Source organism: Acinetobacter guillouiae, from assembly GCF_002370525.2.
GTDB lineage: Bacteria > Pseudomonadota > Gammaproteobacteria > Pseudomonadales > Moraxellaceae > Acinetobacter > Acinetobacter guillouiae.
Genome location: NZ_AP014630.1, coordinates 2221971 through 2246347 on the forward strand (window position 1 = coordinate 2221971; position 24377 = coordinate 2246347).

Sequence of the window (24377 nt, forward strand, 5' to 3'; positions counted from 1 at the left end):
TGCTCGTTCATTCATTTCACAATTTCAGTTAGAATCCTTACGAAATATAATATTGGAATACTCATGGAATCGTTTCGCACTCTCATAAGGGGCTGGTTTGGTAAAGTTCTCCTTGTGTTATTTTTAGCGCCATTTGCTGTGGTTGGTATTGAAGGCTATTTCAGCGGTGGGCAAAAAGCAGACGTAGCTAAAACTGTTAATGGTCAAGATATTTCTAAAAAAGAGTTAGAAACGGTTACAAAAGGCTATACAGATCAATTATTGGCAAATCCTGCTATACATGGGGATGAGTCTTTATTGAACAAAGAATTTATTGCAAATAAAGCACTTGATTACCTAATTAGCCAAAGTCTTTTAAGACAACAAGCTGATAAGTTAGGTGTGACTTTGAGCGATGCTCAAATTGAACAGAAAATTGCACAAATTCCTGCTTTTCAGGAAAATGGTAAATTTTCAAATACTCTATATGCAAATTATTTACGCTCACAGGGTTTAACTAGCCAAGCATTTATCCAAAATATTCGCCAAGATTTTGCCTTAAGCATTTTGAGCTCTACAATTTCGGATAATGCACTGATCAGTAAATTGGATATCCAGCAAATTGCCAACTTGCAATCTGAACAACGTGAATTATTCTTATCAAGCGTTAAACTTGATGACTATAAAACCAATGTTAAAGTGACCAATCAGGAAATTTCGGATTATTACAACAAGCATCAAAATAAGTTTAAACAAGTTGCTTCAGTGGATGTGGACTATGTGGTGCTCAGCCCAGCGACATTGACACAGCCAAATGCGGCAGTTACTGATGCTGAATTACAACAAGCTTATACTCAGTTTGTAGAAAAATATAAGCAAAGTTTGAAGCGTGATGTTAAACATATTCTGATCACGACTGATTCTCGTACGCCTGAGCAAGCTGCTACACTTGCAAATGAAGTATATGCAAAAATTCAGGCAGGTACGTCATTTGCTCAAGCTGCTGCACAATATTCAGAAGACCCTGATTCTAAAGCGAAAGGTGGGGCACTTGCTGCCTATGCACCAGGTGCTTTTGGTGATGATTTTGATAAAGCTGTCAACTCAACCAGCAATGGTCAAGTGTCTAAGCCTGTTAAAACTCAATTCGGTTATCATTTGATTGAAGTGAATACACCAGTAGATTCAGTGCCATCGTTTGAGTCGAAAAAAGCTGAATTGACTGCTGAAGTTTTAAAGAATAAATCTGCCAACTACTTCTCTGACACTGTAAATAGTTTAAATGAGCAAGTGGTCAACAGTGATGCATTGGATGTAGTTTCACAAGCAGTGAAGACTGTTCAAGTTCAATCTGCAAATAATGTGAATTTAACGACAACCAATCCAGTTCTTGCTGATCCTGCTGTTAAATCTAAACTGTTTAATGACGATGTGAAAAGCGGAAATACGACGGCGTCAAGTAATATCCAAACTGCCAATGGTGATGTTGTCTGGGTTAAAGTTCGTAAGTATCATCCAGCCGGTGTACAGCCTTTAGCGCAAGCAACTGCGCGTGTAAAAGCACAATTGATTGAACAGAAAGCGTTTGATGCTGCGCATGCAAAATTAAATGCCATGATTGCGGATTTCAAAAAATTGCCAGCGCAAGAGGTTACTGCGAAATATCAGTCTAATTTTGTCCATGCGGGAACATTCACTCGTTCAAAAGGCCTTAAGCGTGAGATTGAGCGTGTTGCTTTTAGCCAGCCAGTACCTAAAGCAGGCATGTGGTCAGTTAGTACTGCAAAACTGCCAAATGAGTTGGTTGTTGTGGCTGTGGCGAATGTGAAAAAAGTAGATACTGCTCAGATGGATCCAGCTGAAGTTCAGCAACTTACCCAAATGTATCAGAAGTTCCGTGGTGAACAATTATTAGATGATTATTCGCGTTATTTAAAAGCTCAAGCAAAAATTAAATAATTGATCTTCTCAGATTAAAAAAAGCGCCTCGGCGCTTTTTTTATGTGAAATGGAATATATCGTGAGTACAGAAGCTATATCACTAAGATATGATTAGCGGATGACTGTAATCTTTTTTAGATCTGATTGCGATATTGGCTTGGGCTAAGTTCAAATTGTTTCTTAAATGCCTGACTAAATGCAGTTTCAGATGAATATCCCACTTGGTGTGCAATCTGCTGAATAGGCAGTTGTCCTTGTTTGATTAGCTGGCTGGCAAGACGTAAGCGATGTTGTTGCAAGTAGGCTAAAGGTGTTTCCCCAATAATTTGATTAAATAAGCTGGCAAATTTAGAACGCGACATACAACAGGTTTCAGCTAAGCTTTCTACGGTCCAGCTCTGTTCTGGACAGCTGTGGATAGCAGCAAGGGCATTTGAAAGTTCGGGGTGCACGAGGGCATTTAACCAATTATTGTGATCTTGCATTTGCTCAATATAGTCACGCACGCACTCGATCATCAAAATACTGACAACGTGATCCATAATTTTATTTTTACCCGCCATGGTTCTACGGGTTTCAGCAGAAACAAAATATAATCCAATTTTAAGCCATTCAGGTGCCTCATCACTCAAGGCATTTTGTATATGCAAATATGGTGGCAGTGCATTGATCAATGGACGAGCCATGATTGCATTCATATGGCATCGTACAGAAAGGATAAGGGTCTTTTCTGAGCTTCCTTGACCAAATTCAATTGCGTCTTGTCTTAATCCATCAAATAGTGATTCTATATTGAGGCTTTCAACTAACTGCGTGTCTAAATGATTTTTTACAGTATGTGCTAATCCTGCTGGGATTAAAAACATATCACCGGTTTGTAGTGCAACAGTCATTTTGGGTGAAAATTCTAAATAAGCATTTCCATACAAAACGATATGCGCGATCACTGCTTCTTGTTTTGGACTCTGAAACGACCAATCACCTTGAGCTTGAAGGTAAATATATTCTGAATGGTTGAGATGAATATCATCAAAAATTTTACTTAAAGCATCCATAGATTCAGTTCAAATTTCCTGTTCTCAAATAATAAAAATGTTTCATGCTATTAAAACATGTGCGCAAAGGACAAACTCTATGTTGAAGATGCCAAAGACTTTTTCATAGGTTTTATGGACGCTTACAACTGTCTTTAAGTTGAATTTTACATAAATATATAACTAAGTAGAAAGATAGGGAAGATATAGCCATGAATGCACCAGTTCAACTGACAGAGCAGCAATTGCAACAATTAAAACCAAAGTCAGGTTTGGCACTTGATAAAAAGCGTTATCTTTGGATGATTAGCCCATCACTTCCAGTGATTGGGTTAGGAATTTTAGCGGGATATCATGTTGCACCAAAGCCACTGAAAAAAGTTTTTGCATTGGGTGGGCCACTGGTATTGCATGTGATTATTCCAGCCATTGATTCATTGATTGGTAAGGATAAAAACAATCCGACCAGTGAAGATGTAAAATTACTTGAGCAAGATCCGTATTATTCACGTTTGGTTAAATCATTTATTCCGATTCAATATGTCGCCAATGTTTATGCTTGTTATTTGGTGGGACGTAAACAAACATCACTTTTAGATAAGATTTTGCTTGGCGTTTCAATGGGTGCAATTAATGGTATCGCCATTAACACAGCACATGAGTTAAGCCATAAGCATGACCGTATGGACCATATTTTATCGCATTTGGCATTGGTTCCATCAGGTTATAACCATTTCCGTATTGAACATCCTTATGGACACCATAAACGTGCTGCGACGCCTGAAGATCCCGCTTCATCGCAAATGGGTGAAACGCTCTATGAGTTTTTACCACGTACTGTCATTGGTTCATTTAAATCAGCGATTGAAATTGAAACCAACCGTCTTAAACGTAAGGGTCTTGGATTCTGGTCTAAAGATAATGAGTTATTGCAAGGCTGGACAATGACCGCAGCATTCCATTCATCTATGGTCGGGTTATTTGGTAAAGGTATTTTGCCTTATTTGGCAACCCAGTCAGCTTATAGTATTACGTTGTTTGAGATCATTAATTATATTGAGCATTATGGTTTGTTGCGCCAAAAAGATGAAAATGGCAAATATGAACGCACAATGCCTGAGCATAGTTGGAACAATAACAACATCGTAACTAATTTATTCTTATATCAGTTACAACGTCATTCAGACCATCATGCCTTTCCAACACGCCCATTCCAAGCGTTACGTCACTTTGATGAAGCACCTGAATTACCAAGTGGTTATGCAAGTATGCTGTTGCCAGCGATGATCCCGTCGTGGTGGTTTAAAATTATGGATAAGCGTGTATTTGATCATTACAAAGGTGATTTAAATAAGGCCAGTATTTATCCAAAACGCCGAGCAAGCATTTTCAAAAAATTTGGTGTCGTGGACAAGTTGTTGAATAAGTAAAGTTTAATTTTAAACTAAAAGCCCAAAATTGGGCTTTTACTGTTTTGAGCATTAAAAATATTCCAGCATTTTTTAATGTTGACCAAGGTTACTTTTGGTTTCAAGTCATACTTGTTAACGCATAAGCACTTGTCGCCCAATCTTAATCAATGAAAAAAAATCCTTGAAATACTATCTTTCTTTTTCTGTTTATTTCATAGTATTCAGCAATGGTATTTTAAATTTACAAATGTAATTTGGAAGTTGGTATGAAATGGGAAGAAATAGGCAATCAACCGTGTTCAATTGCGCGTACATTATCTGTATTGGGTGATCGATGGACCATGCTTATTTTACGTAATGCTTTTATGGGGTTACGTCGTTTTGATGATTTTCAAGAAAATTTAGGTGTGACAAGACATGTATTGTCTGAACGGCTAAAACGTTTGGTTGAACATGAAATACTGGTTAAAGTGGCTTATGTCGATCGACAAGAGCGTTATGAATATCGCTTAACTGAAAAAGGCTTAGATCTATATCCAATTTTATTAACCATGGTGGCTTGGGCGGATAAATGGATGGATGAGGGTCTTGGTGCACCTATGGTGTATCAACATACCGTCTGTGGTCATGAGTTTACTCCGATATTGGTATGTTCAGAATGTCAGCAGGCAGTGAATGCGAGACAGGTGAAACCAATCGTCACCTCAGCATTTTTCCAATACTTAGCGCAGAAAAAATTAGCTTGATTGCTATTTCCTAGATGTTTTTCAATATTTATCATGGATTACTTTTAAATTAAGTTGTTGGTAAATATCATAAAAATATAAAGACATGCGCACTCATTATCTTTAGTGTTTGTGAAAATATTTAGAACAAGCGTAGCAAGTAATTTGAAATTTTAATTACTTATATTGTTTTTGATTTTTGTTAACAAGATATAAAATATATGATTGTTCAATTTTAAAAAGATATAATTTAAATTAATAAGTAAAAGTATGAAAAACAGTAATTGTAATCTTAGTTTAGAAAATAAGGTTTATTGCTTGATAAAGAATAGAGCGATTTTTTCAGCAGATAATTTTGATCAAGTCATTCACTTTTATATACTTATTTAACTGATGCAAAATTTTAATAATTTATAAAATATTTAATATGGAGTAATCGAATGGGAATTGGTTCAAGCCCAACAGTCGGAAGTACCTGTGATACGTGCCTACAGAAGTTTACGATTCATTTTCGAAGATGTGAAGATAACATATATGATGGAAGTTATGGTTTTGATTGGTACAGACCTGAATACTTTAAAAAATTAACCAACTATAGACCGAATGCAGCAACAAAATTTGGAAACAAAGTTGCTTTAGTTAGTGGTTCGATACAATCATTAAAAGCGACATATACTCAAGACCAAATTACTAAAATTAGCCCATTTGGTACAGAATATATCCCTGCATGGTTAGCAATTTACCCAAGCTCACAGGAGGACATGAATAACTCTAATCCTGTCAATCAAGGGGTTAGGCTTAATTTAGAGTTGAGACTATTAGATTCAGAAAATAACTTTTCATTAAAAAATGATGGAACAAAGATTAAGTTTGAAGTTTCAAATCCGAATATTATTATTGAACCAGCAGAAATAAATGTCGAAGATTTTATTTACGCCAAAAAAATGACGCGAGATTTAGGTGAAGATACTAAAAGAGAAGAAGAGATTTATTATCTAGCTTCAGAAATAGTGAATATTAAGTGCACAGGTGCTTTGCAAAAACATGAAGAAATCATTGTAACAGCAATAAAAGGAGAGACCCAAGAGAAAGTTGGGAAGCTAATGCTTTATCATAATGCTGTGATTCCTACTATATCGGTTATCTTTGTAGACGTTATAACTGATGGAAAAAAACCAAGCCGTTCACATGATTATGAAAATTTTTTAAAGCATAACTCATTTAACCAAGCTTTAATTAATGTAGAAATAAAAAATGCCCCAACATTTGATTTAAACAAATATCGTAGCAAAGACGATGATGTTAATATATCTTTGAATAAATTAAATATAAATGACACGGGTTATTTTTTAAGTGACTTAACTAAGTTTTATAAAAAATATCAAGATAAAAACTTAGCGACTAAAAATTATGTTTTCGTAACAACTGTAGAGATAAAGAATGCAGTTGGTGCTGGTGGTGACAGCGTTACCTTATTTAACTGTCCTCAAAATATATTTAATCAAGTCGTGGTACATGAATTAGGGCATCGTTTTGGATTAGATCATTTGTTTGAATCACAGAAAATTACAGCCAAAGGATCGAGCTTTCAATTTATACAGGGTACTACAGCTAATTTTTTAGATTATGATCATTCGGATGGCGTTAATTTAAAAAATAAAACTGCAGTCAATCCAAATCAAACACTAAAATATTTTTTTAAATACCAATGGGATTTTCTCAGGAAGAAAGTGAAATAATTTATGCTATCGCCAGTTTAGATATTTACTTGCTATATTGATGGGTTTGATCTCATATTGAATTAAACGAATCAATTTTTATAGAGTGATCACAAACAATTTGCAGGTTTAGGGATACCCGCCAAACGGCTTAAATGGCGGGCAACCAGTCCTGTATTAAACTTATCTTGTAGAACAGCATTATCAATTGCTGGATTGATCGTTTTCATTAAAAATTTAATCAGTGGACGAGTTGCAGGAGAGTGGCCAAACTGGGTATAAAATTGACGTACTGCATGCAACACTTCAAAATGCCATGGGGTCAGTTGTAGATCTAAACTTTGTGCCAACTCTTGGGCAACCTGTTCATTCCAAATGGTGTAATCTACTAAATGACCATCTTGGTCTAACTCAAAGCTCATAAAACCGCCTAAACAAAACAACAGAAACAATGTAACTTTTGATCAACAAAACATCAAAGATTTATTTTTAAAAAATCGAAGATAATTGACAACCTAGCCCACTATTTTAAACTGATACAACGGTTAAAGTCTAAAACCAACTGAGCAAATTGTGGGTAAGAAATTGATTTAAAATTTTCAGGAATGGATTCAGATAAAATCTCAGCATCATTTTCAAGAAGATAAAGATTCTGTTTGTTTGTTAAGCGCTGATCTGCTGCAAACAGTACCGCATCACCCATTAAAACAACGTGATCATGAGAACCATACAGTTGATCCAACTGATTCAATATATGATCAGTATATATAAAAGAAGATTGAATTAAATAAAGTGTTTTATCTGACATTTGGACTTTCCATCTACAGCTTACCAATACAACACATGATCAAAAGACTGAATAAATTCAGCATTCAATTCTACAAATTCCAACTCTTGTTGTGATTGAGTAACAAAAGTCGAGGATTTATTCATATTTTCTACTAAAACTGGTGTTAAATCATAGAATTCAAAGCTATCGACCAGATTTGAAGCAAGCTTAAATACGTGATTTAATTGGCTAAACGCCATTTCTGATTTAAGTAGGCTTAATCCAGCGTCTTTAAGTAACACTTTGACTTTACTGCCAAAAGTTGCAAGCACCATGGTTGCTGACAAACTTTCATGTACCTGCAATGTATTTAAATTTGCTTGGGTTATCACAACGAGCACAGTATTCACACAAATTACCTTTTAAATGCAACACGCTAATGGGATGATCAACTTAGAATTGAATGATACGATCTGTAGATTGAACAGCATCTGCAAGTTCGCCTAAACCCACAAGTTCAAAGCCTTTTGCAAGATTATCGGCTGGAATTTGGTGACGTTTGGCATTCTCTTGATCTGTTATCCCCCGCGCTAATGCAGCACTCACACAGACAGGAAGTCGAATTGAGAGTTTTTGCCATTCTACAGATAAATTACGTTGATCGTCAGGAACCCATTGCAAGTTGTTCGCAACTTGTACACCATCTTGATAAAAGAAAACACGAAATTCTTGATCTTCAGCTTGCAGTGCTTGAGCTAAACCCAATGCATGCCATGCGTGGATTGAAGTCGGTGCTGCGGTGATTAGTAATAAAGTACTCATTTGATGGCGATTCACTTGGAGAATGGACAGTTTGCAACATTCAAACTTGATAATGATAGGTAGTATACAATGATTTTAGTGACTGGTGGTTTAGGCTTTATAGGCTCGCATGTGGTTTTAAGTTTGCTAGCTCAAGGGCAAGCGGTCGTCATTGTGGATAATCTAGCCAATGCCAATCTGCAATGCTTAGAGCGCTTAGAATTTATTACAGGAATGTATATTCCCTTTGTCAAAATTGATATTCGTAATACTCCTGCTTTAAATAAAGTATTTGAACAATATTCAATAGATACCGTTGTGCATTGTGCGGGTTTTAAGTCTATTGAAGAGTCAAACCTAAAACCACTTGAATATTATAATGACAATCTCAGTTGTATTATGAGTTTATTGCGTGCGATGCAGCGTACCGGTGTCAGAAATTTGGTACATCTTTCTAGCCTTATGGTTTATGCGCAATCAAGTTTAGAGCTGAATGAACAAACCGCATTTAATTATAGTTACCCTAATCCTTACATAAAATCTCAGCAAATGATTGAAGAAATCATTAAAGACACATTCAAAACTGATGAAGAATGGAAAATTGCCATTTTAAGAGTTTCAAATGTCGTCGGTGCATTTGAGCATGGCGTCTTGGGTGAGTTTGTTGCACCACTACCTAAAAATGTTGTCCCTTTGGCTTTACAAGTTGCAGCTCAACAACGTGATCTAATTGAAGTACAACGTAATTCAGAGACTGCGGATAAAACGACTGAGCGTAGCTTTGTCCATGTTCTTGACGTGTGTGAAGCAATTAAATCAACTATTCTTTGGCTACATGAGCAGGGCAATGTTTATCAAAGTTTTGATATTGCAGGTCCTGTCAGTTCGATACAAAACCTGATCAACTTGATCGAAGAGGTTACAGCGAGTCAAATCCATCAAATTGATGCGGTGTATAAATTAGATGAACTGGATCAGGTTGCATCTACCAGCCAAAAAGCTTTTGAGGTTTTAAAATGGAAAGCACAGCGCTCTCTTAAACAAATGATTGAAGATGAATGGCGTTTTTATCAAAATACCTTAAACAATCGATAAAAATCCAGAATAGATGATTATTGTAAATAATTATCATTTACATGTTTGGTTGATTTGTTTAGCATAATCGCTTCGCTGAAGCTGGTGTTTTTACGCAGATGTTGTCAAAACAAGCTTTAACTTGAAAATAAGATATGGATAAAGAAGAGGTTGAAAATGCAAACACGTATTGAACATGACACAATGGGCGATGTTGAAGTCCCAAGCGAAGCAATGTGGGGCGCACAAACTCAGCGAAGCGTAGAAAACTTTAAAATTGGTACAGAACATATGCCGCGCCCGATGATTCGAGCGATGGGGTTGGTCAAAAAGGCAGCGGCAATAACCAATGCCAGCTTAAACCAAATTCCGCATGATCTGTCACAGTACATTGTCGATGCTGCCGATGAAGTAATTTCAGGCAAATGGGATTCACAATTTCCTTTGGTGGTTTGGCAAACAGGTTCAGGTACGCAAAGTAATATGAACTGTAATGAAGTCATTGCCAATATTGCCAATCAAAAATTAGGTAATCCATTAGGTTCGCAAAAGCCAGTGCATCCGAATGATCATGTCAATCGTGCGCAATCTACCAATGATTCATTTCCAACAGCGATTCATGTGGCTGCTGCGGTACAAATCAATGAATTGCTTATTCCAGCAGTAAAACGCTTACGAGACACTTTGCATCGCAAATCTGAAGCGTTTGACGATATTGTTAAGATTGGCCGTACTCATTTACAGGATGCAACACCACTTACATTAGGACAGGAATTCAGTGGCTATGTTTCACAGCTGGATCATGGACTAAAACGTTTACAACAGGCTTTGGTGTGGCTCTATGAGTTACCACTTGGTGGTACAGCTGTTGGTACAGGTTTAAATGCACATCCTGAATATGCAGACAAAGCAGCGGAAGAATTAGCCAAACTGACGGGTTTGCCATTTATCAGTAATCCAAATAAGTTTGAAGCACTTGCTGGTCGTGATGCTGCTGTATTTGCTTCTGGTTCATTGAAAACCTTAGCTGCAAGTTTAAATAAAATTGCCAATGATATACGTTGGTTAGCAAGTGGACCACGTTGTGGTTTGGGTGAGTTGCGTATTCCAGAGAATGAACCAGGTTCAAGCATCATGCCAGGTAAAGTCAACCCAACCCAATGTGAAGCAATGACCATGGTGGTTGCGCAAGTGATGGGGAATGACACCACGATTAATTTTGCAGGTGCAGCGGGGAATTTTGAACTGAATGTTTATATGCCTGTGATTGCATATAATCTTGTTCAGTCGATTCAATTGCTTGGCGATGCATGTAACAGCTTCGATGAACACTGTGCTGTAGGGATTGAACCAAATCGTGAAAAAATTGATTACTTCTTACACAATTCATTGATGTTGGTAACAGCACTGAATCCTGTGATTGGTTATGAAAATGCCGCTAAAGTTGCCAAAACGGCTTATAAAGAAGATAAGACTTTAAAAGAAGTCGCGATAGAACTTGGCTTTGTCACGGCTGAACAGTTTGATGAAGTGGTACAACCTGAAAAAATGGTACGTCCAAACGCGAAATAATGAGTTGTAAGCGACTGTACTATTGATGATTTATTGAGAAAGCATCAGTCGTTTAAAAAAGCACCTTAAGGTGCTTTTTTATTTTGAATTTGGAGGAGTTATAGGACTCGCATTAACCATGTTTCTCGCGAGTTTCATGGCAGCTTTGAAATCCAGCCTCAATGAGTCGATTTCTGATTTCGTCAAGGCTGTTGGGTTTTTTGAAATGTCCGAGTTCGCTTTGTGTGAGATATTCGAGCGGGAATCCGAATTCATGTTGCCACCATTGTTCGAGTAAAGGATGCTTTCGTTTGATGAAATCTAAAGTCGTTTGTAATGGGACGAGATCAAGATTGTTGTATCCTGTCAGTGTCATAGCTAGTATAACCTTTCCGCCATTAGTTGTTTAACCTGATTGTGAAGACGTTTATTCTTTTAATCATCAGCACAATTAATGTCATTAAAACAAATAAGCCAACATTAATTAGATTCATAATAGCTATATTTTAAGAGATAAGGCTCGACATTCTCTAGATTTAGGATGTGCGAGTTTGGTAAATAAATATCTTGATAGAGTGCTAAGGTTAAAACAATCCTTTAATAGTTTGAACGTTGTTTAGGGGGAATAGGGTGTCATGGCTCTGAATGGTGTCGAAAACATTGCCATTATGGTATTATTTGAAAATGATACTCATTATTATTAATAGTCTTTCGATATGAAAAAAACTTTATTTATAATCCTCTTGTCTTTGATTCCTATTGCCTCTAGAGCTCAATTTGATCCTGACTTTAGTAAACCTTTAGAGTTGTCTGGTGATTTTTTAAGTTTCAATTTAAACGCTAGAGAAGGCGTATATCAAGGAAACTTCATCGCTAAACAAGGGTCGATGAGTATTGAGGGAAATGAAATCGAGCTAAAACAAAAGAAGAACAAACAGCTTGATCGTATTATTGCTTTAGGTCATCCAGTAGAATTTAAAAAGAAAAATTATCAAACAGGTGAATTGATCAATGGTAGCGCTGAAAAGATTACATATGATGCAAATAGGCTTTTGGTTACATTAGAAGGTAATGCCGAGATTTCAAGTGATTCTGGAAAGAGTTTTAAGAGTGCTAAGATTACATATGGACTGACCAGTGGAGAAATTAAGGCCGTTGGAAATGGCCAACGCAGAGTTCAAATCATCATTCCACCGAATAGTACAAAAGAAAGTATGCCACTCATAAAGTGATTACATGAGCCTTCTTTTATAGAAGGCTTTTTATAAACACAATTTATATTATGTCCTGACTCTAATTGAGCGCCGTTTTCTCAAAATACTGAACAGCAGGTGAACGTGACATATAAGCTAAAGCCTGTTCTGTATCACCCTCATGAATTGGGTTAAACTTTGGAGATGTCCAACGTAGAGTGGCTTTCCATAGGTATTTAATGGTCGGTAGGTGATCTGTTTTGGTTGCAGTTTTTTCAAACTCTCGAATAAAAGCAAAGAACCCACGGCGCATTAATTTCTGGATTTGTTGATGCTCAGTATCTTGTTGACCAAGACTACGAGCAAAATCAACAAGGAAGTAAATAAAAAGCGGAAAAATTCCCATCATAATGATTTGTCTGGAAACATAAAAACCTAGCTTTTGTTGTAATAAATGCTCAAACAAATCATAAGCGACACAACGATGTTCAACTTCTTCCGCAAGATGCCAGCGGAATAAATCAGCCATGGCTGGATCTGCTTTATCCCAAGATTTGCTATCAAGCGTCCATTGCCCAATTGTACCTGTAAAGTGCTCAATTGCTGCAATGACACCTACACGAAAGATTAACCAATATTCTTCAAATTTTTTCCCTTTTAAAAAAGGAATTCCTAATGGTTTGTCACCTAATAAAATGTTGAAAACAAGATGGGCACGATTTAATGGTTCTTGTATGTCATAGCCATTTTCTCTTAAAAAGTCTTGTACTTTTTCATGTGCGCGTGCATGTGCAGCTTCTTGACGGACAAAGCCAATAACTTCTTGTTTTAATTTTTCATCTGTAATATGTGGGAGGGTTTTATTAAATACCCGACAAAACCAAAACTCACCCGCAGGCAAAAGCATATTGATACCATTGGCAATATGTGAACATAGTGGATCATCTGGCATCCAACATACAGAAGACTCAGAAAAATCGAAATGTACTTTTCTTGCTTTAATTTGATGACTTTCCGTGATCATTGTGGTTATCCAACATGAAACTGTTAAGCGATTAAAAGTTTTTACCATTTAGAATAATTAGCGACCATATCCTTTGAGGACACTTTTTTTGTGATTTTTACTCTTTTGAATAGAAAATATTGCTTTATAAACTTAACATTATTTATTTAAATTATTGATATTGTTATTTTTTAATTTACAAATCCAGAAAATAAAGATGTGAAAATCAATGTGGATGAAATGATATAGAAATAATTTTAATGGGTTGAATCAGGTATAGAAATATCAAATTTCTATAATGGAATATTAAGATTTAAGCTCAGCGATTATTCAACAAAAAGAAGGATTATTCACGAATTCTTGATTGATTTATATTAATGATTTTACTAAGTTTTATTTTATAAGCTCTGCATTATTTTGGGGTTGTAATATTTATTTTTATTTATATATCATATATTTATAAGTTAATAAAACCTAGGGTTGCTGTTAGTTTTATCGATTTTATTAACAATTTTTAATTTTATTTTTCAATAAAAATTAATTTATAGTGTCAGCTCAACTTTATAATATTGACTCAGGTATAACATGAATAAAAGAAAAGTTATTACAGTCTTCATTACAAGTGGCATGGTCACTTTTGCCATAGCCGCAACCACACTATCGCCAAACCAGAATAACCAGAGTGGAATCATCCCAACAGGCTATGATGATCTGATATTTAGTGTATCCAATGGCAATTGGGTGAAGAATATTTCCTTACCGAATGTAGCAAAAGAAGGTGCCCTAATTACAATTCAATCAACTGCGGGTTATGACAGTGATATTGATTTAAGTAATGTAAATATTGAAAAAAAAGGCGTTCTCACACTAAAGTCTGGAAACAGTTATCGTTTTAAATTTAGTAATGGAAAATGGGAGTTTTATGCGCCTGAAACTGCCAATTTTACGCCTGAAAAAAATGGCAATACCATTCCAGTATTTCAACAATCACAGGCCCAATATGTTTTAAGTGATGCTGCTTGGACTGAGACAATTCATTTACCGCAAACAGGTCAGAATGGCCAGATCCTTGTAATTAAGTCTAATGCGCTTAAATCCTCAAAAATTAATTCACAAAATGCTTTATTTCCAAGTACATTGGTTGTTAATAAAAATGATGCATATATCTTTCAATATAATCAAGAACTGAGTAAATGGGTTCCACTGTCTGTTCCGACACGTATTATCAACGTGATCAATGGTAATACTGCGGCATTAAATACCGCTTTGCAAAATTTAACTGCACCTAAAACAGAAATTCGTTTTGCTGATGGGGCGTGGGTGTCTTCATTAAAATTACCGCAAACAGCAAACGACCGAGATCGTATCATTGTTAGCTCAACAGCAAGCTGGCAATCAGTGATTGAAAATGAAAATACCAATACCACCGCAACCCTAAAACTCAACAAGGGCAATCGTTACGAGTTCATTTATATTGCAGATAAATCGTATTGGGTTTTGGCTTCGTCTCCTAAAACCGTATTTACTGCAAACACCGCTGCACAAGGTTTTACATTTAAAACCCCTGTTGTTGAAATAACCGCTGATAATGCACAATGGGCACCTGTTGTAAACTTGCCAGCGGCTCAGTCGGGTGACAAAGTCATCGTATCTAATTCTGCGGATACAGCGTTTACAGTTTCAGGTAGTAACATTAGTGCAAGTTTGAAAAAAGGCGATAAAATCCGTTTGGTATTTAACAACGGTGTTTGGAACACCGATAGCTATCAGATTGATCTATTGCTTGTGAATAGCCCGGTAGTCAATGACAAACTCGGTTCAACTGCTGCAAAAATTCAAGCCCGTGAAGCACTCAGATTAACCAATGAAGCGCTTGAAAACTCGCAAGCAAAAGCCTACTACAAAGAAGTCGGATACTTGGATTATCGAATCCCTGGAACGACACTCGGTGATGCGATTAATTTAGGACGTTCAGATGCCACTGTACAAGCGGAAAGAACCAGAACAGGGGCCGATGCGATATATACCATTACAGATCATTCGGGTTGCGGTCTCGCCTATGTAAATAGCACACCGAGCAAGTACAACATGATCGGATCACATAACTATGGTTGTGGTATCACTGCAATGCGACATGAGTTAGGGCATAACATGGGGCTAGGACATAGTTTTGATCGAACTACAGGTTATAACTGGGGATTCGGTCATCCTTTAGGCAGTACCATTATGGGTGGAAATCAAATTGGCTTATATTCAAGCCCAAATATCTATAGTCCTGAATATGGTGTGCGTTTAGGTGAAACTGACAAATTTGATGGCTTAAGAAAAATTAATGAGAATGTTGAAGCCATTTCAAAATTTTTAGTGGCGGTTAATCCATAATGAATAAACGGATATATCTCATTATTTCCGTTGTTTTAACTGTTTTGGTGGTTTCTTTGTTGGCTTGGTTCATCTCAGGTCAACAGGAGACAGCTGATACAGCTAAAGCGATTGCGTCTAAACAAAATGAACAAATCGATCAAGTGAATTCACCGAAGCTAAATGCAAATCTAACCGAAACACAAGTATTGCAACGTATAAAAGACAGCCATGCTCGCCGTAAACTTGTAACGCTGGATGAGGACAAATTACGTGCAGGAATTTTCAATCAACAGATGTTCAATTTGAGTACTGTTGATACCGTGTCTATGCATAATCCTGTTCCTTTGACAGATGCACAAAAAAAAGATGGGCGAATATTTCTGAGGAATGATCTATATACCTTAGAGGCGAAGAATACTGGCGATCAAATCGTATTTAATGTGCCAGGCTATGGTTTAAACAGACAGGCCGTTATAGAACGTATAGAGGTAGATCCAGATGAAGATATTGTCAGTTGGTCAGGCTCTCTAGAAGGAGGAGATCAAAATAATGAGAAGTTTCATATTACTCAAACCATTAAAGACAATTTTACCATGGGTACGATTACAGCAGATGGTAAAACCTATGCCATTTTGATGAAAAATGGCTATGGATGGGTCAATGACATTGCCAATGAATCTGCCGCACTTGAGGCAGCGGAAAAGGAGACGGATCATGTACATTAATTTTTTAATCTAAAGACATGATTTATTCTCTAAACTTGAAGTAGCAATAAAATGAAAATAGTCATTACTGCGTCATAACAAAGATTTAGACACCTCGAAAGGTGTCTAAAATCATCATTGATTTAAAATTATTTACGCACTGAATCAAGTACTTCTTTGTTTGTCACAACTTCTTGTGCTTTTGAATAACTTTCAATCAGTAATTGATAAGCAGGGAAGATTTGAGTGTACACTTGAGCCCATTCAGCAGCATCTTCACGGTTCCAAGTTTGTTGAATTTCTGAAGCAACCGCCGCTGTATCCATCGGTACCGCACCTGCTTGAACCACACGTGCTAAGGTAATTTCTTGTGCCATTTTGCTATATGTACCTGATGCATCAACCACAACAAAAACTTTATAGCCATCAGCAATTGCACTAATCGCTGGAAAAGCCATACACACGCTGGTAATCGTACCCGCAATAATCAGGGTCTTTTTACCTGTTGCTTTAACCGCTTCAACGAATTCTTGATTATGCCAAGCATTAATTTCGCCTTTACGTGCGACATATTTTGCATGGGGCGCATTTGCGTGTATTTCAGGAATCAGTGGGCCATTGGGGCCTTGAGGAACTGAGGCCGTGGTAATGACAGGCATGTTTGATAATGATGCTATTTTAGCTAAGGCTGCTGCGCGTTGGCGTAGTTCTTTCATTGGCATATCAGCAACGGTTTGAAATAAACCACTTTGATGATCAATTAACAGCATAACGGAATCATTTACATCAATCACTGGGGCTTGGCCATTAAAATTAGCTGGAGTAGACATTTTATATATCCTTAGTTAAGCAATCATTTGCTGTTTTTAATACTAACAGTAGGACAAATATTGAATTATGCTATTTATATGACATATTGTCTTATATAGAGAACAGTTGCGATATTTAAGGGGGATATGATGAAAGACTTAAATGACCTGTATTATTTTACCAAAGTGATTGAATATGGCGGCTTTTCAGCTGCAAGTAATGCGTTGGGTGTGACTAAATCATTGTTAAGTCGAAGAGTTGCGGAATTAGAAAACCGTTTAGGAGTAAAACTTCTCAATCGAACGACCAAAAGAATTTCGATTACAGATGTCGGGAACATATATTTACAACACTGTAAAGCAATGCTTGTGGAAGCTGAATCAGCTGATGAGGCAATCGCACTGTTAAGCGCAGAGCCGACTGGAATTGTAAAAATTTCTTGCCCTACAAATTTATTGCATATTAATGTCAGTAAAATGTTGAATAAGTTTTTAGCGCTTTATCCGAAAGTTAAATTGCATGTGGAAGCAACAAATAGAAAGGTAGACTTGTTTAATGAACGTTATGACGTTGCAATTCGAATCAGACCCTTACCTTTAAAAGATAGTGATTTAATTGTACGTAGCCTATCCATTTCAAAACAATTTATTGTCGCAAGCCCTGATTTGTTGAATCAACATTTCTTGATTAAAACACCAGAAGAATTAACAAGATTGCCTATTTTAATGATGGAGTCTTTGTCCTTTGATTATCATTGGAATCTTTATAATTCTAATAATGAACTATATGTGGTTAAGGATGAGCCGAGGCTAACGACTACAGATTTAAGTGCATTGCATTTAGCGACTTTAGATGGCTTGGGAATTGCAAAACTACCTGAATTAATTATTGCTGAAGACTTAAAAGCGGGCAGACTGGTTAAAGTGATTCCTGAGTGGGAACCGATGCCAGAGCTTATTCATTTGGCCTATACTTCTAGAAGAGGCCTATTACCATCGGTAAAAGCTTTAATCGAGTTTTTGGTCACTGAGTTTGATCAAGTTTAGTTCTTTACAAGAATCAGCTTTATTCACCCACCAATATCTTTGATCGACAACAGGTGAATACTGCAATTGGCATTGAATAAACTGTCATAATTGTTAGAATGCATTTCTTTCGCTGTTTTCATGTTATTTTTATTTTGTATTTAGGCTGCAAGATGACCAATAACGTTATAGTAAACAGTATTTTAATTAAGGATTTTTTAATGTTATCAATTTATTTAACAGATGTTCAGGAAAATGTGCAGTTTAAAGATTACCCTGGTGAGCACCCTGTTAAATTTATTTTAAATTTCAAAAAGATTTTTCCAAGTGTAATGGAAATTTTACTCCCAGTACTTCCTGATGATGAAGACTTGGATAAAATGACTTGGGAATCTACAACTGAAGATTTTGAGATTTTTAAGAAACTCCTTACAGGTTGGGGTGTGATTGAGTTACGTTTACAAGCGATTAGCCAATATAAGAATAAAAATTTCGCAGACCAACTGCTTAAACAAGCTCAAGCCAAACGTAAAGAATTTGCAAAAAAGCAGCAACAATTGTCTACGGTTGAACTGGACTACTTATTTATGCATGAAACACATGCATTGATTGACGCTGAATTGGTTGAGTTAGGTGAAAAATTCTATTTACCTACTTTACGAGATATTTGGAAAAATTCTGTACCTGCCAAAGTGCTGAATGCTAATTTCTAGTCAAAAATTAGCAATAAATTGAAATGCTCAAATTCAAGTATAAAAGGCAGTTTTAAACCGCCTTTTATTTTTTATTCACCTGTTTAAGTTTTTTAAATTGTAGGCCCAAGCGTATAAAACATAAAAAATAGAATAAATATTGAACTGATGATACTTAATATATTTAAAACTTTCATTTTTTAACCAATTGCGATATCTAAATTTTGAGTGGAAACATTTTTAATGCTTAGATTTTATTCGGCAGTTGTTTAAGCATGATGACAATGATTTAAATGAGATCATTCATTTAGCAAGTCTTTATGATTTAATTTTAAATGCTGGTACTTCTTATTCAATCTTCTTTATTACGCGTTTGTAGGATAAAACTTCTGATTGTTGATTGATGGATGGTATATGTCGTGATTTCTATATCTAGGAGTTGCTTAGGGTCTGTTGATAATTCGTCTACGTTTGCGACTACGTGTGTTTTTTAGGCGATACTAGGCTCGAAATACGAAATTTAGTCATTCTAAATGAGTAGTTCGTAACGACGTAGCGGCAAAAAACACACAAGTCCCCCGCTGCGCCTTGCGCTGCAAACAAAGCAGTGCTTTGTTCTTGCTCAGGGTTGTGGCTAAAATTATCTCAGCCTACGTTATGAAACTCGAAAATAGTCTCGCTATTCTCTTCGTTTCCTGCCTTGTCTGCTCAATTTTAACCTACAACGCAAGCCATTTATGAAATGTCAACAGACCCTTATATTTCTGCTAATTCAGTTTTGCTTAGAAACATATGACAAAAGTAGATATTTCTAGCAAGTTTTTTTATGCTGTAATACTTTTGGTTTTAATCAATTCATACTTGTTATGATTTTTTAAAATATCTTGATAATCTTTTTTAAAGTATCGGATTTCCCCGGGGATATATCCAAGGATATTCAGCAATGTCGAATAATTTTTTAGATTTAATTCATAAACGCCGTACAATTTATGCGATTGGACGTCATGTTAATCAATCTCCTGAGCATCTTACTGATTTGATTCAGCAAGCGATCAAACAAAGCCCATCTTCTTTTAACTCGCAATCATCTCGTGCAGTGATCTTGTTTAATGCTGAACATGAGAAGTTCTGGAACTTTGTAAAAGTTCAACTCAAAGCCTATGCCAAAGATGAAGCAAGTGCCTTAAAAACAGAGACTAAAATAGACAGTTTTATCGCAGGCTTTGGTACCGTTCTTTTCTTTGAAGATTTAGATGTGATCCAAAACTTACAAGAAAAATTTCCAGCTTATGCAGAAAACTTTCCGATTTGGGCTGAACACTCTACAGCAATCGCACAATTTTCAACGTGGACAACCTTAAATAGCGAGGGTATTGGTGCATCCTTACAGCACTACAATCCAATTGTCGATGAACAAGTCCATGCGGAATGGGATATACCCAAAACTTGGAAACTTCGTGCACAGTTGGTGTTTGGTTCAATTGAAGCGGAGGCTGCTGAAAAAGCCTATATCGATGATGCTGTGCGTTTTAAAGTGTTTAAATAATAGTTTTATTTTCTCTAGCTTCTTGGCTTGCTCAGCCAAGAAGTTTTGCTATTGAAAATGCTAATCAATCCATTGATCTGATTATGCAAAGTGTCGGTTATCTAGACCCAAGTTCTTTTCGCAGATTGTTTAGAAAGAAAACCGGCTTAACACCCTTAGAATATCGTTGTAGATTCAGTCGTCGAGTATCAGCTTTTCAATTGAATTTAGCTCGAAAGTTGAGCTGGTGCTATTTACTCACTAAAAGCTGAGGCGACGATGGATGCTTTTTTAAGTTTTATTGATCATTGCTATATAATAAACAAATCATTAAAAAAGAAAACGATTTCCAAAAAAGTGCTAAAGAGGCTTTGATTTAAAATTTAAATGTACTATAGTAAAACTAGAAAAGTTGAGTGATATGCTTGGTTTTTATGCAGTTGGTTCTTTATTTCAAATTAAAGATCTACAGTTAAAAGCAAACTTATACTTTTTTCTATCTCTCTCAATATGAGCAATCAATTGTGTTAAGAAGCAGTGGTCTGTTGCTGGCATTTGCGACAGTATTTTTACAGCTTGCGGTTTTTTTACAGCCGTTATTACCTGAGCAGTATCAAATTGCTCCGGTCTGTGAAGACATCACTCAAGCTTTATTGCGACCAACACATGCACATCTTCATCATGAGCAAGAATCTAGTTTTATTCATCACTATTTGCATTTAGATCAAGCCCAGCAAGCAAGCAGCTCAAGTCATGATCATCATGACATTAACCACCAGTGCCAGTATTGTGTGGTATATGGCAATTTAGTGATGCCACCAGAAATTGGCGTAAAAGAAATCCTAGTGCGTATTCAAGTACGTTTAATGGCTTATGTTGAAAACTTTCAGCATGTCTATTTTCAATTACAACGCCTGTTTCTGATTCCTCAAGGGCGAGCCCCACCTGTAGTCTTTGCATAACACATTCACCGATCCATAGGTTTAGCATTTTTAAATAAAGGCTTTAAAGCCATGCGATCGTATTTCGAATTTATTGTGTAGAGAATGATCATGATTTTTCAAAATTTCCTCGATTTGCAGGAAAGCAGCCTTTGCATGCTATTTTTAGTATTGTTTAAAAATACAGCAAAAAGAAAACAACAGATTGTACTGAATGTTCAGGCGTATGCTGAGTTTGTACAACAAAAAATGTTTATCAATGTATTCAAAATTCAATCTTTACCAACTTTACCAATGAATAAGGTGATGTCATGGATCTAGGATTAACTGCTTTAGAATTGGCGCGTATTCAGTTTGCTTTTACTGTTTCTTTCCATATTATTTTTCCTTCAATTTCTATCGGGCTTGCAAGCTTTTTAGCTGTGCTTGAATGGCGCTGGCTAAAAACTCAAAATCCTGTTTACCAAGATTTATTTAAATTCTGGGTGAAAATTTTTGCTGTCGCTTTTGGGATGGGCGTGGTTTCTGGCGTGGTGATGAGTTATCAGTTTGGAACAAACTGGAGTGAATTTTCACGTGTTGCAGGCTCGGTAACTGGTCCATTACTGGCTTATGAAGTGCTGAGCGCATTTTTCTTAGAAGCCGGTTTCCTTGGCATTATGCTCTTTGGTTGGGGACGCGTAGGTCCTCGGGCGCATTTCTTTGCAACGGCTATGGTGGCGATTGGTACCTGTATTTCAATGTTTTGGATTTTATCTTCAAACAGTTGGATGCAAACACCACAAGGCTTTAGCATCGAAAATGGGATTATCGTGCCGCAAGATTGGTTTGCAATTGTGTTTAACCCCTCATTTCCTTACCGTTTAGCCCATATGGCAGCAGCAGCATTCCTTGTTTCAGCCTTACTGGTGGCTGCAACTGCTGCTTGGCATTTATTAAAAGGACGCCGTGACGCATTAATCAAAAAATCGTTCTCTATGGCATTGTGGATGATTCTGGTCCTTGCACCATTACAGGTTCTCATCGGTGATAATCACGGTCTAAATACCTTAAAACACCAGCCTGCTAAACTTGCAGCGATTGAAGGGCATTGGGAAACCAACAAAGGTGAGGGCATGCCGCTATATCTGTTTGGTATTCCAGATATGCAAGCAGAAGAAACTAAATATGCTATCGGTATTCCAAATCTTGGTAGCTTAATTATGACCCATACGCTGGATGGTGAGGTAAAAGGCTTAAAAGAGTTTGCACCTGAAGATCGTCCTAATTCTACTGTGGTGTTCTGGAGCTTTAGAATCATGGTTGGAATGGGCATGCTGATGATTTTACTCGCTGTGATGGCATTGTTTCTACGCAAAGGCGGCAAGCTTTATGAAAACAAATGGTTACACCGTTTTGCTTTTGCTATGGGACCTTCAGGATTTATTGCCTTGCTTGCAGGTTGGTTTACCACAGAAGTTGGTCGTCAGCCTTGGGTGGTATATGGAGTGATGCGGACCAAAGATGCTTTATCTCCAGTTTCTGCGGAACAAGTTGGCCTCACTTTAATTATTTTCGTTGTGGTGTATTGCATCGTATTTGGCATCGGCATTTACTATATGTTGAAATTGATGCACAAAGGTCCACAATTTATCTACGCCACACCAGAAAGTGTAGCGCATAGTGAAGAAGCGGTTATTTTGGCCTCTAAACGTCCATTGACGAGTGTTGAAGATAGCGTTGATTCCAATGAACAGGAGCGTAAATAATGATTGATTTATCTCTGATTTGGATTGTCATTATCGCCATTGGTGTATTCATCTATGTAGTATTAGATGGTTTTGATTTAGGGATTGGGATTTTATTTCCCTTTGTTAAGGATCAACACGAACGTGATGTGATGATGAACACCGTTGCACCTGTTTGGGATGGTAATGAAACCTGGATGGTACTGGGCGGTGCAGCATTATATGCGGCGTTTCCAATGGTCTATGCCACTGTATTATCCGCATTATATATGCCAGTTATCCTTATGGTGATTGCTTTAATTTTTCGTGGTGTGGCTTTTGAGTTTCGTTTTAAAGCCAATCGAACCAAACATTTATGGGACAAAGCATTTATTGGTGGATCAATTCTTGCCAGCTTTTTCCAAGGGATGATTCTTGGTGCGTATATCCAAGGGATTAAAGTTGAAAACCATATGTATGCAGGTGGTGGTTTAGACTGGTTATCGCCGTTTACTGTGTTTACAGGTATTGGTGTTGTTGTACTTTACGCAGCACTGGGTTGTGGATGGTTAATTTTTAAAACTGAACTTGATTTACAAGATCGTATGTATCAGTTGATGCCTAAATTAATCGTTGCTTTGTTTGTCATCTTTGGCGCAGTCAGTATTTATACCCCAATGGCGCATCCTGAAATTGCAGCACGTTGGTTTAGCCAACCACAATTGATGTATTTTAGTCCTGTACCAATATTGGTAGTGCTGTTTACTTTTCTTGTGCTTCGCGCATGTAAAAAGCGTTATGAACTGAGTCCATTCCTTTATACCTTGGCTTTGGTTTTCCTTGCTTATACTGGGTTTATCATCAGTTTGTGGCCTTATGTTATTCCGCCATCAGTGACTATCTGGGAAGCTGCTGCGCCACAGAGCAGTCAATTATTTGCTTTAATTGGTGCATTGATTTTAATTCCAATTATTTTGATCTATACCGGGCTTTCGTATTGGGTGTTCCGAGACAAAGTTCGAATTGGTGATGAAGGTTATCACTAAACTTAAAAGTCGCATGTTTAGTCTTTTGGCTTGAGTAAAAAATAGCCTAAGCAAGATTAAACATGCAGCAGGGTAAAAATTTAAAGCTTTAAATGAGGTAAGCAAGTATGAAACTATCTCAAACACAATGGTTTGTCGTGTTATGGCTAGGTGGATTTCTAACATTGGCGATTATTGCTGGTTTTTTTAGAATGTTGATTCAATTGGCCTACTAAGGTTTTACTGAATTAAAAATGAGGAACTATGTTCCTCATTTTTAATTTAATTTTTTGTTTTAGCGAATGGACAATAAAAATAATCTGTATATAAGCGGCTTCTAACAAATTAATAAATTTTTTTCATCAATCAAAAAATGATCATCTTT

General features: G+C 36.6%; 25 protein-coding genes and 1 pseudogene. 18 read left to right on the top strand and 8 right to left on the bottom strand.

Annotated elements, in window-relative coordinates; all coding sequences use genetic code 11:
• Nucleotides 1-63: 63 nt before the first annotated feature.
• The gene (locus tag AS4_RS10250; protein WP_096734062.1) at nt 64-1938 is read left to right on the top strand and encodes a SurA N-terminal domain-containing protein; all 1875 of its coding nucleotides are present in this window, start codon (nt 64-66) and stop codon (nt 1936-1938) included.
• Nucleotides 1939-2054: 116 nt separating this feature from the next.
• Here the strand turns inward: AS4_RS10250 and AS4_RS10255 are convergent, their stop codons facing one another.
• Nucleotides 2055-2975: an AraC family transcriptional regulator gene (locus AS4_RS10255; RefSeq protein ID WP_096734063.1), complete on the bottom strand. Its 921-nt coding sequence runs from the start codon at nt 2973-2975 to the stop codon at nt 2055-2057.
• Nucleotides 2976-3166: 191 nt separating this feature from the next.
• Here AS4_RS10255 and AS4_RS10260 point away from each other — a divergent pair, with 191 nt between their 5' ends.
• The 3 genes from AS4_RS10260 (at nt 3167) to AS4_RS10270 (ending at nt 6830) form a co-directional block, all read left to right on the top strand.
• The gene (locus AS4_RS10260; RefSeq protein ID WP_096734064.1) at nt 3167-4384 is read left to right on the top strand and encodes an alkane 1-monooxygenase; all 1218 of its coding nucleotides are present in this window, start codon (nt 3167-3169) and stop codon (nt 4382-4384) included.
• A 248-nt stretch (nt 4385-4632) separates the two neighbouring features.
• Nucleotides 4633-5112: a winged helix-turn-helix transcriptional regulator gene (locus AS4_RS10265; protein WP_004720612.1), complete on the top strand. Its 480-nt coding sequence runs from the start codon at nt 4633-4635 to the stop codon at nt 5110-5112.
• 419 nt (nt 5113-5531) lie between these two features.
• Nucleotides 5532-6830 (top strand): reprolysin-like metallopeptidase, encoded by a 1299-nt coding sequence (locus AS4_RS10270; RefSeq protein WP_096734065.1) that lies wholly within the window; start codon nt 5532-5534, stop codon nt 6828-6830.
• A gap of 89 nt (nt 6831-6919) precedes the next feature.
• Here the strand turns inward: AS4_RS10270 and AS4_RS10275 are convergent, their stop codons facing one another.
• The 4 genes from AS4_RS10275 to tusD form a co-directional block, all read right to left on the bottom strand.
• On the bottom strand, nt 6920-7231 hold the full coding sequence (locus AS4_RS10275; protein WP_004821403.1) for a TusE/DsrC/DsvC family sulfur relay protein: 312 nt from the start codon (nt 7229-7231) through the stop codon (nt 6920-6922).
• Nucleotides 7232-7332: 101 nt separating this feature from the next.
• Nucleotides 7333-7617, bottom strand: coding sequence for a DsrH/TusB family sulfur metabolism protein (locus AS4_RS10280; protein WP_096734066.1), 285 nt, complete (start codon nt 7615-7617; stop codon nt 7333-7335).
• Between the two features lie 20 nt (nt 7618-7637).
• On the bottom strand, nt 7638-7988 hold the full coding sequence (locus AS4_RS10285; RefSeq protein ID WP_096734067.1) for a hypothetical protein: 351 nt from the start codon (nt 7986-7988) through the stop codon (nt 7638-7640).
• Nucleotides 7989-8031: 43 nt separating this feature from the next.
• Nucleotides 8032-8400 carry a sulfurtransferase complex subunit TusD gene (gene tusD / locus AS4_RS10290; protein ID WP_004720599.1) on the bottom strand — a complete coding sequence of 123 codons (369 nt, stop codon included), beginning with the start codon at nt 8398-8400 and terminating at the stop codon, nt 8032-8034.
• A gap of 69 nt (nt 8401-8469) precedes the next feature.
• Here tusD and AS4_RS10295 point away from each other — a divergent pair, with 69 nt between their 5' ends.
• Together AS4_RS10295 and fumC are read left to right on the top strand one after the other, a co-directional pair.
• Entirely contained in the window at nt 8470-9474 is a 1005-nt protein-coding gene (locus AS4_RS10295; RefSeq protein WP_004821408.1) for an SDR family NAD(P)-dependent oxidoreductase, read from the top strand.
• 156 nt (nt 9475-9630) lie between these two features.
• A complete protein-coding gene (gene fumC, locus AS4_RS10300; protein WP_004821410.1) occupies nt 9631-11025 on the top strand; it encodes a class II fumarate hydratase in 1395 nt (464 codons plus the stop codon).
• 112 nt (nt 11026-11137) lie between these two features.
• Here the strand turns inward: fumC and AS4_RS10305 are convergent, their stop codons facing one another.
• Nucleotides 11138-11380 carry a hypothetical protein gene (locus AS4_RS10305; RefSeq protein ID WP_096734068.1) on the bottom strand — a complete coding sequence of 81 codons (243 nt, stop codon included), beginning with the start codon at nt 11378-11380 and terminating at the stop codon, nt 11138-11140.
• Nucleotides 11381-11720: 340 nt separating this feature from the next.
• Here AS4_RS10305 and lptA point away from each other — a divergent pair, with 340 nt between their 5' ends.
• A complete protein-coding gene (lptA, locus tag AS4_RS10310; protein ID WP_096734069.1) occupies nt 11721-12236 on the top strand; it encodes a lipopolysaccharide transport periplasmic protein LptA in 516 nt (171 codons plus the stop codon).
• Between the two features lie 61 nt (nt 12237-12297).
• On the opposite strand, the gene AS4_RS10315 is transcribed toward lptA, so the two are convergent.
• Nucleotides 12298-13221, bottom strand: coding sequence for a metal-dependent hydrolase (locus tag AS4_RS10315; protein ID WP_096735507.1), 924 nt, complete (start codon nt 13219-13221; stop codon nt 12298-12300).
• Between the two features lie 564 nt (nt 13222-13785).
• Between AS4_RS10315 and cpaA the strand changes: the two genes are divergently transcribed.
• Nucleotides 13786-15582, top strand: coding sequence for a metalloendopeptidase CpaA (cpaA, locus tag AS4_RS10320; protein ID WP_096734070.1), 1797 nt, complete (start codon nt 13786-13788; stop codon nt 15580-15582).
• Nucleotides 15582-16289, top strand: coding sequence for a metalloprotease secretion chaperone CpaB (cpaB, locus tag AS4_RS10325; RefSeq protein WP_096734071.1), 708 nt, complete (start codon nt 15582-15584; stop codon nt 16287-16289). The genes cpaA and cpaB overlap by 1 nt, the downstream gene beginning before the upstream one ends.
• Before the next feature lie 128 nt (nt 16290-16417).
• Here cpaB and AS4_RS10330 read toward each other — a convergent pair whose 3' ends face one another.
• Complete coding sequence (locus tag AS4_RS10330) at nt 16418-17098, bottom strand: hydrolase (RefSeq protein ID WP_096734072.1); 681 nt, start codon at nt 17096-17098, stop codon at nt 16418-16420.
• A 129-nt stretch (nt 17099-17227) separates the two neighbouring features.
• Between AS4_RS10330 and AS4_RS10335 the strand changes: the two genes are divergently transcribed.
• The 9 genes and pseudogenes from AS4_RS10335 to AS4_RS10375 all read left to right on the top strand — a co-directional run bounded on the left by AS4_RS10335 (nt 17228) and on the right by AS4_RS10375 (nt 24228).
• Nucleotides 17228-18124, top strand: a complete 897-nt coding sequence (locus tag AS4_RS10335; protein WP_096734073.1) for a LysR substrate-binding domain-containing protein — start codon at nt 17228-17230, stop codon at nt 18122-18124.
• Nucleotides 18125-18324: 200 nt separating this feature from the next.
• A complete protein-coding gene (locus tag AS4_RS10340; RefSeq protein WP_004720580.1) occupies nt 18325-18816 on the top strand; it encodes a hypothetical protein in 492 nt (163 codons plus the stop codon).
• Between the two features lie 922 nt (nt 18817-19738).
• The gene (locus tag AS4_RS10345) at nt 19739-20341 is read left to right on the top strand and encodes a nitroreductase family protein (RefSeq protein WP_034610445.1); all 603 of its coding nucleotides are present in this window, start codon (nt 19739-19741) and stop codon (nt 20339-20341) included.
• Between the two features lie 65 nt (nt 20342-20406).
• Nucleotides 20407-20592: pseudogene (locus tag AS4_RS10350) on the top strand (AraC family transcriptional regulator); the annotation flags it as partial.
• Nucleotides 20593-20844: 252 nt separating this feature from the next.
• On the top strand, nt 20845-21282 hold the full coding sequence (locus AS4_RS10355; protein WP_004720578.1) for a DUF2946 domain-containing protein: 438 nt from the start codon (nt 20845-20847) through the stop codon (nt 21280-21282).
• Between the two features lie 135 nt (nt 21283-21417).
• Nucleotides 21418-21582: a hypothetical protein gene (locus AS4_RS10360; RefSeq protein WP_227548153.1), complete on the top strand. Its 165-nt coding sequence runs from the start codon at nt 21418-21420 to the stop codon at nt 21580-21582.
• Nucleotides 21573-23009 carry a cytochrome ubiquinol oxidase subunit I gene (locus tag AS4_RS10365; RefSeq protein WP_004720575.1) on the top strand — a complete coding sequence of 479 codons (1437 nt, stop codon included), beginning with the start codon at nt 21573-21575 and terminating at the stop codon, nt 23007-23009. The genes AS4_RS10360 and AS4_RS10365 overlap by 10 nt, the downstream gene beginning before the upstream one ends.
• Entirely contained in the window at nt 23009-24013 is a 1005-nt protein-coding gene (gene cydB, locus AS4_RS10370; RefSeq protein ID WP_004821432.1) for a cytochrome d ubiquinol oxidase subunit II, read from the top strand. The genes AS4_RS10365 and cydB overlap by 1 nt, the downstream gene beginning before the upstream one ends.
• A gap of 107 nt (nt 24014-24120) precedes the next feature.
• A complete protein-coding gene (locus AS4_RS10375) occupies nt 24121-24228 on the top strand; it encodes a DUF2474 family protein (RefSeq protein WP_004821434.1) in 108 nt (35 codons plus the stop codon).
• The last annotated feature ends 149 nt before the right edge of the window (nt 24229-24377 follow it).

Coding starts and splice junctions, on each gene's coding strand:
- AS4_RS10365 (WP_004720575.1), top strand. CDS start 21,573: ATGGATCTAGGATTAACTGCTTTAGAATTGGCGCGTATTCAGTTTGCT.
- AS4_RS10315 (WP_096735507.1), bottom strand. CDS start 13,221: ATGATCACGGAAAGTCATCAAATTAAAGCAAGAAAAGTACATTTCGAT.
- AS4_RS10265 (WP_004720612.1), top strand. CDS start 4,633: ATGAAATGGGAAGAAATAGGCAATCAACCGTGTTCAATTGCGCGTACA.
- AS4_RS10375 (WP_004821434.1), top strand. CDS start 24,121: ATGAAACTATCTCAAACACAATGGTTTGTCGTGTTATGGCTAGGTGGA.
- cpaA (WP_096734070.1), top strand. CDS start 13,786: ATGAATAAAAGAAAAGTTATTACAGTCTTCATTACAAGTGGCATGGTC.
- AS4_RS10260 (WP_096734064.1), top strand. CDS start 3,167: ATGAATGCACCAGTTCAACTGACAGAGCAGCAATTGCAACAATTAAAA.
- cpaB (WP_096734071.1), top strand. CDS start 15,582: ATGAATAAACGGATATATCTCATTATTTCCGTTGTTTTAACTGTTTTG.
- AS4_RS10295 (WP_004821408.1), top strand. CDS start 8,470: ATGATTTTAGTGACTGGTGGTTTAGGCTTTATAGGCTCGCATGTGGTT.
- AS4_RS10270 (WP_096734065.1), top strand. CDS start 5,532: ATGGGAATTGGTTCAAGCCCAACAGTCGGAAGTACCTGTGATACGTGC.
- AS4_RS10255 (WP_096734063.1), bottom strand. CDS start 2,975: ATGGATGCTTTAAGTAAAATTTTTGATGATATTCATCTCAACCATTCA.
- AS4_RS10340 (WP_004720580.1), top strand. CDS start 18,325: ATGTTATCAATTTATTTAACAGATGTTCAGGAAAATGTGCAGTTTAAA.
- AS4_RS10280 (WP_096734066.1), bottom strand. CDS start 7,617: ATGTCAGATAAAACACTTTATTTAATTCAATCTTCTTTTATATATACT.
- AS4_RS10345 (WP_034610445.1), top strand. CDS start 19,739: ATGTCGAATAATTTTTTAGATTTAATTCATAAACGCCGTACAATTTAT.
- AS4_RS10305 (WP_096734068.1), bottom strand. CDS start 11,380: ATGACACTGACAGGATACAACAATCTTGATCTCGTCCCATTACAAACG.
- fumC (WP_004821410.1), top strand. CDS start 9,631: ATGCAAACACGTATTGAACATGACACAATGGGCGATGTTGAAGTCCCA.
- AS4_RS10330 (WP_096734072.1), bottom strand. CDS start 17,098: ATGTCTACTCCAGCTAATTTTAATGGCCAAGCCCCAGTGATTGATGTA.
- AS4_RS10275 (WP_004821403.1), bottom strand. CDS start 7,231: ATGAGCTTTGAGTTAGACCAAGATGGTCATTTAGTAGATTACACCATT.
- cydB (WP_004821432.1), top strand. CDS start 23,009: ATGATTGATTTATCTCTGATTTGGATTGTCATTATCGCCATTGGTGTA.
- AS4_RS10360 (WP_227548153.1), top strand. CDS start 21,418: ATGCTATTTTTAGTATTGTTTAAAAATACAGCAAAAAGAAAACAACAG.
- AS4_RS10250 (WP_096734062.1), top strand. CDS start 64: ATGGAATCGTTTCGCACTCTCATAAGGGGCTGGTTTGGTAAAGTTCTC.
- AS4_RS10335 (WP_096734073.1), top strand. CDS start 17,228: ATGAAAGACTTAAATGACCTGTATTATTTTACCAAAGTGATTGAATAT.
- lptA (WP_096734069.1), top strand. CDS start 11,721: ATGAAAAAAACTTTATTTATAATCCTCTTGTCTTTGATTCCTATTGCC.
- tusD (WP_004720599.1), bottom strand. CDS start 8,400: ATGAGTACTTTATTACTAATCACCGCAGCACCGACTTCAATCCACGCA.